This window comes from Rhizobium sp. 01T417 (genome assembly GCF_056398905.1).
This window is the reverse complement of the sequence record NZ_JBFTQH010000003.1, coordinates 1-13350: the sequence shown is the minus strand read 5'-3', so window position 1 is coordinate 13350 and position 13350 is coordinate 1. Positions and strand designations below refer to the sequence as shown.

The 13350-nt window shown below is 60.8% G+C and carries 10 protein-coding genes; 8 read left to right on the top strand and 2 right to left on the bottom strand.

From position 1 onward, the window contains the following. Window positions 1-199: 199 nt before the first annotated feature. The 6 genes from AC1DPR_RS03885 (at window position 200) to AC1DPR_RS03860 (ending at window position 7399) form a co-directional block, all read left to right on the top strand. Window positions 200-1342 (top strand): M24 family metallopeptidase, encoded by a 1143-nt coding sequence (locus AC1DPR_RS03885; RefSeq protein ID WP_192240658.1) that lies wholly within the window; start codon window positions 200-202, stop codon window positions 1340-1342. Window positions 1343-1565: 223 nt separating this feature from the next. Further along, on the top strand, window positions 1566-2267 hold the full coding sequence (locus AC1DPR_RS03880) for a gamma-glutamyl-gamma-aminobutyrate hydrolase family protein (protein WP_246733555.1): 702 nt from the start codon (window positions 1566-1568) through the stop codon (window positions 2265-2267). Between the two features lie 484 nt (window positions 2268-2751). Then, the gene (locus AC1DPR_RS03875; protein ID WP_477815779.1) at window positions 2752-4122 is read left to right on the top strand and encodes a c-type cytochrome; all 1371 of its coding nucleotides are present in this window, start codon (window positions 2752-2754) and stop codon (window positions 4120-4122) included. Then, complete coding sequence (locus AC1DPR_RS03870; RefSeq protein WP_018855288.1) at window positions 4119-4607, top strand: (2Fe-2S)-binding protein; 489 nt, start codon at window positions 4119-4121, stop codon at window positions 4605-4607. Before AC1DPR_RS03875 ends, AC1DPR_RS03870 begins: the two co-directional genes overlap by 4 nt. An 11-nt stretch (window positions 4608-4618) precedes the next feature. Then, on the top strand, window positions 4619-6859 hold the full coding sequence (locus AC1DPR_RS03865; RefSeq protein ID WP_477815778.1) for a xanthine dehydrogenase family protein molybdopterin-binding subunit: 2241 nt from the start codon (window positions 4619-4621) through the stop codon (window positions 6857-6859). A gap of 66 nt (window positions 6860-6925) precedes the next feature. Continuing rightward, window positions 6926-7399: a hypothetical protein gene (locus AC1DPR_RS03860; protein ID WP_477815777.1), complete on the top strand. Its 474-nt coding sequence runs from the start codon at window positions 6926-6928 to the stop codon at window positions 7397-7399. Window positions 7400-7520: 121 nt separating this feature from the next. Here AC1DPR_RS03860 and AC1DPR_RS03855 read toward each other — a convergent pair whose 3' ends face one another. Then, window positions 7521-8210 carry a TetR/AcrR family transcriptional regulator gene (locus AC1DPR_RS03855; protein WP_477815776.1) on the bottom strand — a complete coding sequence of 230 codons (690 nt, stop codon included), beginning with the start codon at window positions 8208-8210 and terminating at the stop codon, window positions 7521-7523. Between the two features lie 131 nt (window positions 8211-8341). On the opposite strand from AC1DPR_RS03855, the gene AC1DPR_RS03850 reads away from it, so the two are divergent. Together AC1DPR_RS03850 and AC1DPR_RS03845 are read left to right on the top strand one after the other, a co-directional pair. After that, window positions 8342-9457 carry an HlyD family secretion protein gene (locus AC1DPR_RS03850; protein WP_018855292.1) on the top strand — a complete coding sequence of 372 codons (1116 nt, stop codon included), beginning with the start codon at window positions 8342-8344 and terminating at the stop codon, window positions 9455-9457. Next, window positions 9454-11040: a DHA2 family efflux MFS transporter permease subunit gene (locus AC1DPR_RS03845; protein ID WP_477815775.1), complete on the top strand. Its 1587-nt coding sequence runs from the start codon at window positions 9454-9456 to the stop codon at window positions 11038-11040. The genes AC1DPR_RS03850 and AC1DPR_RS03845 overlap by 4 nt, the downstream gene beginning before the upstream one ends. Window positions 11041-11188: 148 nt before the next feature. Here the strand turns inward: AC1DPR_RS03845 and AC1DPR_RS03840 are convergent, their stop codons facing one another. Next, a complete protein-coding gene (locus tag AC1DPR_RS03840) occupies window positions 11189-13189 on the bottom strand; it encodes a copper amine oxidase (protein ID WP_037215007.1) in 2001 nt (666 codons plus the stop codon). Between the last annotated feature and the right edge of the window lie 161 nt (window positions 13190-13350).

Here is a 13350-nt window from a genome sequence, read left to right as displayed (position 1 = left end):
GGCAGGGCCTTTTTTGTATGGACGTCGGTGAACAGCGGACAGCGACAGCACGCATTGAACCCGCGGCCGCAGGGTGCCACTTGACCACCGAACTGCAGCTTCGCATCGAGAATGAATCGGGTGGATCACTGTCGACAATCTGACGACATGATCGTATAGGCGGCTCACCATCCGGCTCCGCGAACAAGGAAACTCCGATATGTCCTGGTCCCATCCCGTTGCGAAGATCACCGATGACGAACGGCGCCAGCGCCTCGCGCGCCTGCAGGCCGCACTCGAAGATAAAGCTCTTGACGGCTGCCTGCTCGGCTCGACGGAGAGCCTCCGCTATTTCACGGGCCTCGACTGGCACCCGAGCGAACGATTGCTTGGCGCATTGGTGACGCCAAAGGGTGTCCGCTACATCGCGCCGGGCTTCGAAAAGAGCAGGGTCGAGAGCCTGCCGCGTCTGCCGGGTGAAATCGTCATTTGGCAGGAAGATGAAGCGACCGCGGCGCTGATCGCCTCGCTGCTGCCGGCAAATGCCAGACTAGCGCTCGACGATGCCCTGCCGCTGTTCATCTACCACCTGCTTGCCGGCGCCTTTGGCGCCGACCGGCTCGTCGACGGCGGACGACTGATCCGCGACCTGCGGCTCAGGAAGTCCCAGACCGAAATCGCTCTTATCCAGCATGCCATGGGCCTGACGCTGGAGGTGCATCGCCGCGCGCATTCCTTCATCAAGCCGGGCGTCAGGTCTTCGGAAGTCGTGCGTCATATCGACGAACAGCACCGCGCACTGGGCGCCGAGGGCGGATCAAGCTTCTGCATCGTTTCCTTCGGACTAGCGACGTCGCTTCCTCACGGCGCCGATGGTGACCAGATCTATGCACCGGGCGACGTTGTTCTCGTCGATACGGGTTGCCGGCTCGACGGCTATCATTCGGATCTCACCCGAACCTACGTGCTGGAGGAGCCAACGACGGAATTCGCTGCCGCCTGGGCAATCGAGCGCGAGGCCCAGCAGGCGGTGTTCGAGGCCGCCCGGCTTGGCGCTTCTTGCGGCAGTCTCGACGATGCCGCCCGCCGTGTACTGGCCGAACATGGCCTCGGTCCGGATTACGCCCTACCCGGCCTGCCGCATCGCGCCGGACATGGTCTCGGGATGGAAATCCACGAAGAGCCCTATATCGTTCGCGGCAACGCCACCCGGCTGGAATCCGGCATGTGCTTCTCCAACGAACCGATGATCGTCTTCCCCGGTCGCTTCGGCATCCGGCTCGAAGACCACATCCACATGACCGAGACCGGAGCTGAGTGGTTCACGAAGCCGGCGAAGGGCCCGACCGAACCCTTTGCGTGATCTCTTGGTGCAGAGTTCGCAAGACTTGCACCTCGATAATTGCCTTTCTGTCGTCGGCACCTGGGATGCCTGGCGCGATCCGCGCTACCGGAATCGAGATTCAAAAACGCAATATGACGAAGCCACGTCGAGCGTCCGTCGAAAGGGTGACTGGCGTGGCACGCCCTGATACGACTTGATAGAAATCCCGCGCGATTCCCGGATGGATCAAGGTAGCAACCCAATGAAGCGCAGACCCACGATCGCCGTCATCATGGACGAAAACACCAGTGCTGGTGGTGACCGGTATGATATTTCGAAACGCTACTTTGCAGCCATTGATCGTGCAGGGGGATTTCCATACGGCATTCCCTACGTGCCAGACCTCGTAGACCAAGTGGTTGATGAATTCGATGGGTTTTTAAGTGTCGGAGGGCGCATCAACTTTCCGAAACAGTGGTACGTCGACGGCGATCAGTCTCGCTACCCGATCTCTGATCGTCTCGCAGTCGAGATAGCGCTGATGAAGGGGTTCCTTGCCCGCGATAAACCAGTGCTCGGCGTTTGCAACGGGATGCAGATGCTCGGGTGCCTACATGGTTGTCGCATGGTTTCGGATGTGCACTCCTCCTGGTCGGGTGCGATCAATCATGACCGCGGCAATCCGCTCCATGAGGTAACCATCCAAGCCGGCACAAGAATGGCTGATATCTTTGCTGCCGAGACATTCAGCGTAAACACCTTCCACAGGGAAGCAATCGTAGAGCTGTCCGACAGTGTCGTTGCTACTGCCCGTGGCTTGGACGGCGTTGTCGAAGCGATTGAGGTACCCTCGCTATCTTTCGCGATGGGGGTACAGTGGCATCCGGAATTGTTTGATCCCGCAGACCACCCTGGCTCTCGAATATTTGACGCGTTCGTCAAAGCGGCGAACCAGCGCTTGTAACGCTCCAGCAGAACAGCTCTTCTTCTGCGTACATCCATTTCAGCAACCGGCCTAACGCCATCGTCGCAGCTCTATACCGGTGATCTGCCACGGAGTTCCATGGATCAGCTTCCGGTTAGTCGAATGAAGAAGGCGAGGCTGGCGACGGCGGCCCGGTTATTTGACTGTTGTGCCGTGAGGTCGCGGACAACCGCGAAAATCAATTAGGGAAGCTCCACGAAGGAGCGAATTGTACTTCGGCTTGCATGGAATTGGAGAGCATACCCGAGCCGGCGCTCAGATGTTTTCAGGATAATATTCACCACGCGATTTCACGCAGTTTCACGTATCTGAGCGGTCACACACGCGTGAATTGACGGATGTCAAGCGCGACATATATTCCCTGAACGATACAATATCATGAATGTTTTCATCATCTTATCCTGAAGATGGGCTTTTTCCTGTGGCTGCGCTTTCTGCCATCAGGGGAGCCGAGGAGCATTAAGTGAGATTGAAACATTTCCTATTCGGCCTGCTGGGTGTTGTGATCGTTGCCTGTGCGGGTTTCTTTGCAATTGCCTGGAAATCCGCGATTGCGCCGATCAGGCGACCGGATCGCACATCCTTCGATCAGGCGCTAATCCACAAGGGCGCGATGCTGGCCGCGGTCGGCAACTGTACAGCCTGTCATACGCAACCGGGCGGCCGTTCCTTCGCTGGCAGTTTCGCCCTGCCGACCCCATTCGGCACCATCTATTCCAGCAATATTACGCCCGATCCGGAAACCGGCATTGGCACCTGGTCGGAGGCGGCCTTCAACCGTGCCATGCGCGAAGGCGTCAGCCGCGATGGCAAGCATCTCTATCCTGCCTTCCCCTTCGATCACTTCACGCTCGTTTCCGATGAGGACAACAAGGCGCTTTATGCCTTCCTGATGACCCGACCGCCGGTCAAGCAGTCGCCGCCGGCAAACGAACTGCCGTTCCCGCTGAACATTCGCCTCGTGCTCGCCGGCTGGAAGCTGCTCTTCTTCAACGAAGGCCCCTTCCAGAAGGTCGCCTCCGAGAGCGAGGAATGGAACCGCGGCGCCTATCTCGTAAACGGCCTCGGCCATTGCGGTGCCTGCCACACGCCGCGCAACATGTTCGGCGCCGAGAGGGCGGGCATGCATCTCGCCGGTGGTCAGGCGGAAGGCTGGAGCGCGCCAGCGCTCAACCCCAGTTCGCCGGCCCCGATCCCGTGGACGCAAGACAGTCTCTTTGCCTATCTGCGCCAGGGCTGGCATGCCGACCATGGCGTAACCAACGGCCCGATGGGCGAGGTGACCGGCAATCTCGGATTGCTTCCGGATTCCGACGTCAAAACGATCGCCACCTATGTCGCCGCGCTGATGGGCACACCCTCGCCCGAACGCCAGCAAAGGGGCGAGCAGATCCGCAAGAAGATCGGCGAGGATTTCGTGCTCGCCAGCGCTCCAACCGATACACCCGCCGGCCGTGGCGCGGCGATCTATCAGGCCGCCTGCGCCACCTGTCATGACGGGAGCCGCCCCCTTCCTTTCGGCGGGATCAATTTTCACCTGAGCAGCACGATCAATGCGCCCGACGCGCAGAATGCGATCAACATGGTGCTCTTCGGCCTGCCGGCGGCAAGTGGCCGCCAGAGTGCGATCATGCCGGGCTTCGCCGCGGCGATGACCGACGAACAGCTGACCGATTTGCTTGCCTATCTGCGCGAGACCTTTGCCGGCCAGCCTGCCTGGCCGGACGTCGCGGCGCGCGCTGCCGATACCAGAAGTGGGAAGTTCCAGGTCAGCGTCCGGCCGTCCGACGGCATTGAGCGCGGCCCCGATGATATAGGAGCGCAAGACCAATGATGAAGCTCAACGTTAATGGCGCGGTCCACGAGGTCGAGGCGGATCCCTCCACACCGCTCCTTTATGTGCTGCGCAACGACCTCAAGCTGAATGCAGCCAAGTTCGGCTGCGGAATGGGCCAGTGCGGCGCCTGCACGGTCATGGTCGACGGCAAGGCAGTCTTCTCCTGCCTCATCCCCATCATGTTGCTCGAAGGCCGGCGGATCAAGACGGTCGAGGGCCTCGGCACGATCGACAATCCCGGACCGATGCAGCAGGCCTTCATCGCGGAACAGTCGGCGCAATGTGGCTATTGCATCGCTGGCATGATGATGCGGGCGCAGGCGCTCCTGGAATCGAAACCGGACGCCACCGATGCCGATATCCGCACGGCGCTGGAACCCAATCTCTGTCGCTGCGGCACGCATATGCGGATATTGAAATCCGTCCAGCGGGCGCGCGAGCTGATGAAATCGGCCTCCGCCACCCCGGTTTCAGCTGGTTGAGGAGGAAGACGATGAACGCGCCTACTTTCGACATCACCCGCCGAACCTTCCTCGCCGGCACCGGCGCCCTGGTCGTCAGCTTCACCATCCCGCTCGAAGCTTCCGCTCAGGAAGGCGAGGTGCCAACCGCACCCAAGCCTCCGGCAAAGCTGCAGGGCAGCCTCGCCGACACACCGTCGCTGGATGCCTGGATCCGCATCGATGCGGACGGTACGATTACCGTCTTCACCGGCAAGGCCGAACTTGGCCAGGGTACGAAAACCTCGCTGCGCCAGATCGCTGCCGAAGAACTTGAGGTAGCGCCGAGGGAGATCCATCTGATCACCGCCGATACGGCAATCACACCGAATGAGGGCTATACGGCCGGCAGTCAGACGATCCAGAACAGCGGCACTGCGATCCGCTATGCGGCCGCTCAGGTCCGCCAGATCCTGATCGCCCAGGCGAGCGGCAAGCTCGGCGTCCCGGCCGATCAACTGAAGGCGGAAAATGGAAAAGTTATCGCCCCGAACGGTGCTTCGGTCGGCTACGGCGAACTGGTCTCCGAGCAGATGCTGCACATCGAGGCCGACCCCAATACCAAGATCAAGTCGCCCTACAGCTATCACGCCATCGGCAAACCTTTTGCCCGCATCGACATTCCCGGCAAGGTGACTGGCGGCGAAGCCTATGTGCAGGACATGCGTCCCGAGGGCATGGTGCATGCCCGGGTTGTGCGGCCGCCGAGCTATTCGGCCAAGCTTGTCGAGCTGGACGAAACCAAGATCAAGACCATGCCCGGCGTGATCGCCATTGTGCGCGACGGTGATTTCCTTGCCGTCGTGGCCGAGCAGGAGTTCCAAGCGGTCAAGGCGATGCGCGCCATGACCGCCATCGCAAAATGGCAGGAACAGGCCGTGCTTCCGGACCAGGAGCAGATTCCCGCATGGCTCGAAGCCAACGTCCGCGAGGTCGGCACCGTCACGTCGGTCGGCGCGGACACAGCCGCGGGCGTCAAGACGCTCTCGGCTCAGTTCACCCGTGCCTACCAGATGCACGGCTCCATCGGCCCTTCCGCGGCAGTCGCCGTTTTCAAGGACGATGCGCTGACTGTCTGGACGCATACCCAGGGCGTCTATCCGGACCGCAAGGCGATCGCGCAAATGGTCGGCATGCCGGAGGACAAGGTGCGCTGCATCCATACGGAAGGCTCGGGCTGCTACGGTCATAACGGCGCCGACGATGCCGCGGCCGATGCGGCGTTGATCGCCACCACCCTTCCCGGCCGTCCGGTGCGTGTGCAATGGATGCGCGATCAGGAGCATCTGTGGGAACCCTACGGTCCGGCCATGCTGACCCGCGCCAACGCGACGCTCGATGAAAAGGGAACCATCGTCAACTGGCACTACGATCTGTGGAGCAACAACCACGGTACGCGTCCGGGTTCTGCCGGCTCGCTGATCGCCGGGAGACTGATGGCCAAGCACTTCCCGCCGGATGCGGCCAAGCTGCAGATATCGCCGCTCGGCAATGGCGATCGCAACGCCATTCCGCTCTACGACGTCCCGAACCAGCGCGTGAACTGGCATTTCCTGGCCGACATGCCGGTCCGCGTCTCGGCGCTTCGCGGACTTGGTGCCTATTGCAACGTCTTCTCCATCGAGAGCTTCATGGACGAGCTTGCGGAAGCGGCCGGGGCTGACCCCGTCGAGTTCCGGCTCCGGCACATGAAGGACCCAAGGGCCCGGAAAGTGATCGAGGTCACAGCCGACAAGTTCAACTGGAACAATGATCCGCTACCGGCGGGCAAGGGACGTGGCTTCGCCTTCGCGAAATACAAGAACCATGCCGCCTATCTGGCCATCGCGCTCGAAGCAGAGGTCGATGCCGAGACGGGCATCATCCAGATTTCGCACGTCGTATCCGCCGTCGATTGCGGCGAGGCCGTTGCACCAGACGCCATCGTCAACCAAATCGAGGGCGGCATCCTGCAATCGATGAGCTGGACACTCTACGAGGCGGTGCATTTCAACAATACACGGATCACCAGCCCCGACTGGTCGGCCTATCCGATCCTGCGCTTCAGCGCGGTTCCGGACAGCATCGAGGTGCATGTTGTCGACAATCCCGGCCAGCCTTATCTCGGTGTCGCGGAAGCCGCCCAAGGACCGACGGGGGGAGCCATTGCCAACGCCTTCAAGCACGCGACAGGCAAGCGCCTTTACGATCTGCCCTATACTCGGGAAAGGGTAAAGACAACGCTCGGTGCTTAGGCCGATTATGCCGGCCCGATAGCCGCTGGGAGGAAATGACGCGGAGCGACCGATATCAAGAACGCCGTGACGCTGATCCTGACGGGCTTCCAGGTCTCGCGACTGCTGCACCGACAAGAGGATGCTTCAACGATGGACGCGAACGATCGCATATCGAACAGCTTCAAGACGATAGCGACCTGGCTAGAGCGCATCCTGGCGCTGGTGATCCTTGGCGGGGTCGCCGTTTTTGGCCTGAGCAGCGCGCAGACTCTTTTAGCGATGAGTTGGGGGCAGACGGACACATTCTATGAGTTGATCTATCGGGTGTTGTTGCTGGTGATCGCCATAGAACTCGTCCGCACGCTCGTCACTCATGACCTCAGGGCGATACTGGAGCTGCTCGCGTTTGTCGTGGCCCGCAAAATGCTCAAGCCTGACTTGAACGTCATCGACATTGTCTTAAGCGTTCTGGCATTTGTAGCCCTGTTGGCAGCCAATTATTGGTGGCTCTCCCCTTCCTCGCCTCAAGGGAGCGACGGGTCCGATGTTGCGCCGTGAACTCAGAGCACTGCTTGAGGTCGAAGGGGCTTATTCTGGCGACCCAGAACGGGGACGAGCAAAAGGAAGATTGGCGTGTACGCTTGCCCCGCCGTGTCCGTGCCCAGGTTCCCTCAAGACGTCATGATCGATAGGAATTCAGGATGACGGTTGTGTGTTTTCTCACGACCGATTTCAGGGCCTCGATCCTCTCGGGTGTGATTTCCTGCCAGCCCATCATGTCTTCCACATGCTCCCGAGCAAGATGGACGATAATCAGCTGCCCGTTGATCGTGGTACACACCATGCCGATCTCCTCGTCAGTTAGACGATTTCTGGAGGCGCGAGCGACGATGGCAGCGCAACACTCCTGAATTCGCCTGCCCGTGGCACTTTTGCCGCTCGATTTACTGGTCGGCGAATTTGACGGCGAACGATGCTGGGCCACGAACAACGCACGGCTGGCCGCATCCGGCATCGCGAACAGAAAATCCGCGAGAGCCTCCAGAATTCTGCAATAACCGTCGATGACCTTGTCCGCGTCCGCTTTGGCCGTGAGGAGTTCCTCGACCTCACACGTGACAGGTCCGATAGCTTCCCAAGCGGAGGCATGAATGTCCGCGATGCAGGCCTCGTAAAGACCTTCCTTGTTCTCAAAATAATACTGCAAGGACGGTGCCGGCACGCCTGCCGCGCTGGCGATCTCCCGGGCGGAAACGCCAGCAAATCCGTTCTCACCGAACAACGAGATTGCCGTCTTGATGATCCTCGCCTTGGTTTCGTCACCCCTTGGGTAGCCGCTCTCGGCATTGCGTCGTCTCAAACTCGTCATCAATCACTCCTTGTCCAGCGGACAATACCATGACGATAAAATTTATTCCATCTGTAAAAATTCTTCCAGTTGACAGAATTATTACGCGTGTAATAATTCACGCAATTCAACGAACACCAAGCGACTTGACCATGGACGCTATTGTCTCCCCAAAAACCGCTTCCTTGCCGGAAGCAAAAATACAAACGAAGCGCAGCCGCGCGCGATATGCGCTGGCCACCATTGGAGCCATTGTCGCCATCGGCGGCGGTTATTATGGCTACGACTGGCATAAGAACGGACGCTTTATCGAGAGCACCGACAATGCTTATCTTCGCGCCGATCAGGTCTCGATGGCCCCCGTGCTTTCCGGGCAGATCGCGGAGGTATATGTCTCCGATAACCAGACGGTCACGGCGGGCCAGCCGCTCGTCAAGATCGATCCCCGCCGCTACGAAATGGCGGTCCGCGAGGCCAAGGCCACCGTCAACGCCCGCCAGGCGGACGTCGCCAAGAGCGAGGCCGACATCAAGCAGCAGGACTCTGTGATTGCACAGGCTGCGGCCGACCTCGAAAACGCGACCGAGAATGCCGAACTCGCCCAGAAGGACTTCGACCGGACGTCGCCCCTCGCCGCCCGCGGCATCGAGAGCCAGCACAAGGGCGAGCAGGCGAGGAGCGCGCTCGAACAGGCGAAATCCGTTGTTCGGCTGAAGCAGGCTGTCCTTGCTGCGGCCCGGCAGCAGACGACCGCCCTGAAGGCGCAGGTCGAACAGGCCCATGCGCAACTGGTTGCCGCCCAAGAGAGCCTCGGCAAGGCAGAAATTGATCTCGACGACACGGTGCTTCGTAGTGCGATCTCCGGCAGGATCGGCGATCGCACGGTCCAGGTCGGACAATTCGTCCAGCCCGGCACGCAGCTGATGACGGTCGTTCCAACCGACGACATCTACCTTGTGGCCAACTTCAAAGAAACGCAGATCGGGGACATGCACGCGGGCCAGCCCGCCACGGTCACGATCGACGCCTATCCCAATTTCAAGGTCACAGGTGTCGTCGACAGCTTCGCGCCGGGAACAGGCGCGCAATTCGCCCTGCTGCCTCCGGAGAACGCGACGGGCAACTTCACAAAGATCGTCCAGCGTGTTCCTGTCCGCATCAAGCTGGAGACGGGACAGAAGATGCCGCCGCTGCTGCCCGGCCTCTCCATTGAAGTCTCGGTCAACACCAAGGTTTCGACCTTCGACAAGGTGGCGTCGGTGCAATGAGCGCGCAAACGATATCGGTCCAGGCGGCTGCGCCTCAGCCGGATGCCGCGAGCCTCACCGACTGGGTCGCCGTCGTCGCCGGCGCGATCGGCGCGCTGATGGCCACGCTCGACATCTCGATCACCAACACCGCGCTGCCGCAAATCCAGGGAGCCATCGGAGCCAGCGGCACAGAGGGGACCTGGATAGGCACGGGATACCTCGTTGCCGAGGTCATCATGATCCCCCTGACCGCATGGTTCACGCGTCTGTTGGGGCTGCGAACATTGCTTCTGGTGACGACCACGGCATTCGTTCTATTCTCCATGTTCTGCGGCCTGTCCGACAGCCTGCTCGCGATGATCATCGGGCGCGTCGGGCAAGGATTTTTCGGCGGCGCCTTGATACCGACCGCGCAGGTCATCGTCAGAACCCGGCTGCCGCCCCGCCAGATGCCTGTCGGAATGAGCATCTTCGGCGTCATCGTGCTCATCGGGCCGATCCTCGGACCGGTGCTCGGAGGATATCTCGCCGAAGAGATCACCTGGAGATGGTGCTTCTTCCTCAATTTGCCTGTCGGCATCGCGCTCGCTGTTCTGCTGCTTGTCGGCCTGCCGCGCCAAAGTCCAAACCTTGGGCTGTTGGCCAAGGCGGATTGGTGGGGAATCGCGGGCATGACGTTGGCGTTCAGCTGCCTGACGGTCGTGTTCGAAGAGGGGCAACGCGAGGCCTGGTTCGAGTCTCCGATGATCGTGCAGCTGAGCCTCGCCTCGCTCCTCGGGTTCGTCGTGCTGTTCGTGACTCAGAAGACCAGTGCCGACCCGGTCATCAAGCTCTCCTTGCTCCGGAATGGTGCCTTCGCCAGCGCTACGTTGATCGCCCTCGCCGTGGGGGCAGCCACCTACGGCGCGACCTTCATCCTTCCACAGTTCCTGAGCACGATCGCCGGATACAATCCAAGACAGGCGGGCGGCATCATGGCTCTGTCCGCAGTTCCAGTGCTGTTGCTCGTTCCGGTCCTTCCCCGTGTCGTCGGCCGTTTCGACGCGCGGATCATGGTCGCGCTCGGCCTGGTCTTCTTCGCGGCAAGCTGCTTCGTCGACATCGGGCTTAGTCCGGATAGCGCCGGAGGTGATTTCACCATCTCGCAATTGCTGCGGGGCGTGGGACAGATCCTGGCTGCGATGCCGCTCAACCAGGTCTCCATGGCCGCTATCGGACGCGAAAATGCGGCCGACGGCGCCGGTATCTACAGCATGGCCCGCAATCTCGGGGGCTCGATGGGCCTCGCCTTGAGCGGCGTCGTCATCGACCAGCGCAGCGCTGCCCATTCGGACACCATACGCGAGGCGCTCACGGCAAATTCGATCGCCGGACAGGCGCGCCTTGCGGTGAGCGGTGTCAGCCAAGGCATCGATGCGGCCACGGCGAAGCTTCGCGCAATATCGCAGCTGTCGAGCCTCATCGAACGCAACGCGCTCGTTATGACCTATAGCGATTGCTTCTGGCTGATGGGCGTTATGATCATCGCGATGACGCCAGTCGTCTTGCTGCTGCGGCAACCCAAGAAGACCGCTGCGGCGGGGCTCGTCGCTGGACACTGAATATGTCATGCGCGCGACATCGCAGTGTCGCGCCGATTGGCAAGCTCAAGACTGCGGTTCGATCCATCACAAGGATCGTACTCGGTGAATGGGCAAGGCAGAGGAAAAGGGGCGCCCAGTGGGCGCCCCTTCGTCATCGTATGTTCGCTTACTGTTGGGCGTTCTGGATCGCAGGCGGAACGTTGCGGATCGTCAGCGCCGGGTTGTGGGCGAAGAAGTTGTGCGGCTCGATGTGGATGGTCTTCCACTCGGTTGACATGACCGGCCAGTCTTCCATGCGCGGGATGTGGTGGAAGCCTGCAGTGAACCAGGTCACGACATCCTTGCCCATCAGAGGCTTATTCGCCTTCACCCATTCCGGCAGTGTGTCGGAGCCGTCGCTCTGCATGGCAAACTTGCCGCCTGCATACTGCTGGTCCGCATTGTAGACCGTATTCCAAACCGAGTACTCGATGTAGGCATTGCGCTTCATCGGCGGGTCCTTGGCGAAATCGAAGGGACCGTAGGCCACGTCGCCGTGATGGACCATCCAGCCCGGTTCCTGGCCGAGATAGCCTTCGCGCGACGGATCGGAGATCATGAAATAGCGCGGCTTCATCGCCGAGAGCTGATAGCGAGCTTCCATCTCCGTCTTCGGCATGGTGTGTTGCACTTCCCACATCGACCGGCGCGGGTTCTTCGGGTCGACCTTGGAGGGAACGATGTCCATGGTGCCGAAGTGGTTGGCCGGCTGGTCGACGTCGAAGTCGATGCGGAAGTTGAAGTAGTGGTCGTGGTTGGCGGCCACAAGGTTGGGCGCGATCAGCGTGCCGTGGGCGGTATCCGCAGCGGCGGTCGGATCGTTCATCGAGGTCGATGCGACACCCTTCACCGCATCAAGGCCGGTTGCACCGATCATGATGCGGATCTGGCCGTCCTGCTGCAGGCGATAGTCCATCAGGTAGTCGTAGTTGCCGACTTCAGAAGCCGTACGCACGACCAGCTCGGTGGCCGGGCGGCCTTCAGCCGGAAGCGGCTTTTCGGGCGTCTGGGCGAAGACCTCGAAGTGACGCCAGGCCGGATCACCGATCGAGCGCTCGAAGACGCAGATCGCATCCGGAATCGTCAGTGGATTGCCCTTGTCGTCGGCAATCGTCGCCGGCAGGAAGGTAGCGTAGCTCGGGCAGTCTACGCCGGCGCGCAGCGGGCTCAGGAACAGGCCGAAACCGTATTCCCCGCTATCCATGTAGGTGCGCCAGTACCAGCCTTCGGTCGGGTCCATGTAGGGCACGAAGACTTCCGACAGGTGCGACTGGTAGATGACCGAACGCCACTTGTCGCCGTCCTTGACGTCGAGGTTGGAAAGCACCAGGCCCGGACGCTTGTCGACGCGGAAGTTGAAGCGCCACAGGTCCCATTCGAGATGGCTGCCTGTGATCTTGTAGTTCGGGCCGCCTTCCTGGGAAAGCGTGGCCATGTTCATCTTCGGGCGCAGCGGCTCGCGAGCCTCCACTTCCTTCTCGGTATAGCCCCAATTGTCCTTCGGGCCTTCGATGGCACCGTTGTCTATGACCTTCAGCACTTTCTTCTTGCCGATGTCGTAGACGGCGAAGAGACCTTCAATCGGCTTTGCGTAGTAGTTGGAGCCATCCGGCACACGATAGCAGGGCACCTTCATCAGGCGGGAATTCTTGTATTCCTCGGTGAAGAAGTTGCCGGCCGTCAGGGGCAGGCAGAAGGCCTGCTCCGGCGTCAGGCCGCGCTTCTTCAGGCCCGCCACCATGTCCGGATTCTGCAGCGCGCCGGCCAGCGCGTCCATGAATTCGGTGAAGAGGACCATCGGCTGGCCCTTGATCGGCGTCGTGCTTTCGACCTTGCCGGTGGTGATGTTGACGACGGCTTCCTTGAAGCCCTGCGGGCTCGTCAGCTGTACCTTCGCCTCGCGGTCGAGCGGCTTGTCGCCGTCCTTCCAGGAAAGCACGTCGGCCTTGGCCGGCTCCTTAAGCTCGATCAGCGGGTAGAGCGTATTGTCGTCCACCACCTTCTCGTCGCGCAGGATCTTGTTGATCTTCTGGTATTCCTCCGCCGTCAGGCCATCCAGCGGATGGGCGAAGGCAGCGGGCGCGCCAAGCGCCAGCACGAGGCTGGCCGAAGCCAGATATCGCTTCATTGTCATAATCTCCTCCAATGAAAGAACACAAGGGGCAAAACGCCTTCAACTGGCAGCTTTTCCTTGGGTTCGGTTTCGTGTTGATCGACGTTTTCGCCGATCGGCTAAATCTCGTGCTTCCGCTGGACAGGTGGTTCCTCGCCCTTCGGTTCTCGAACCAA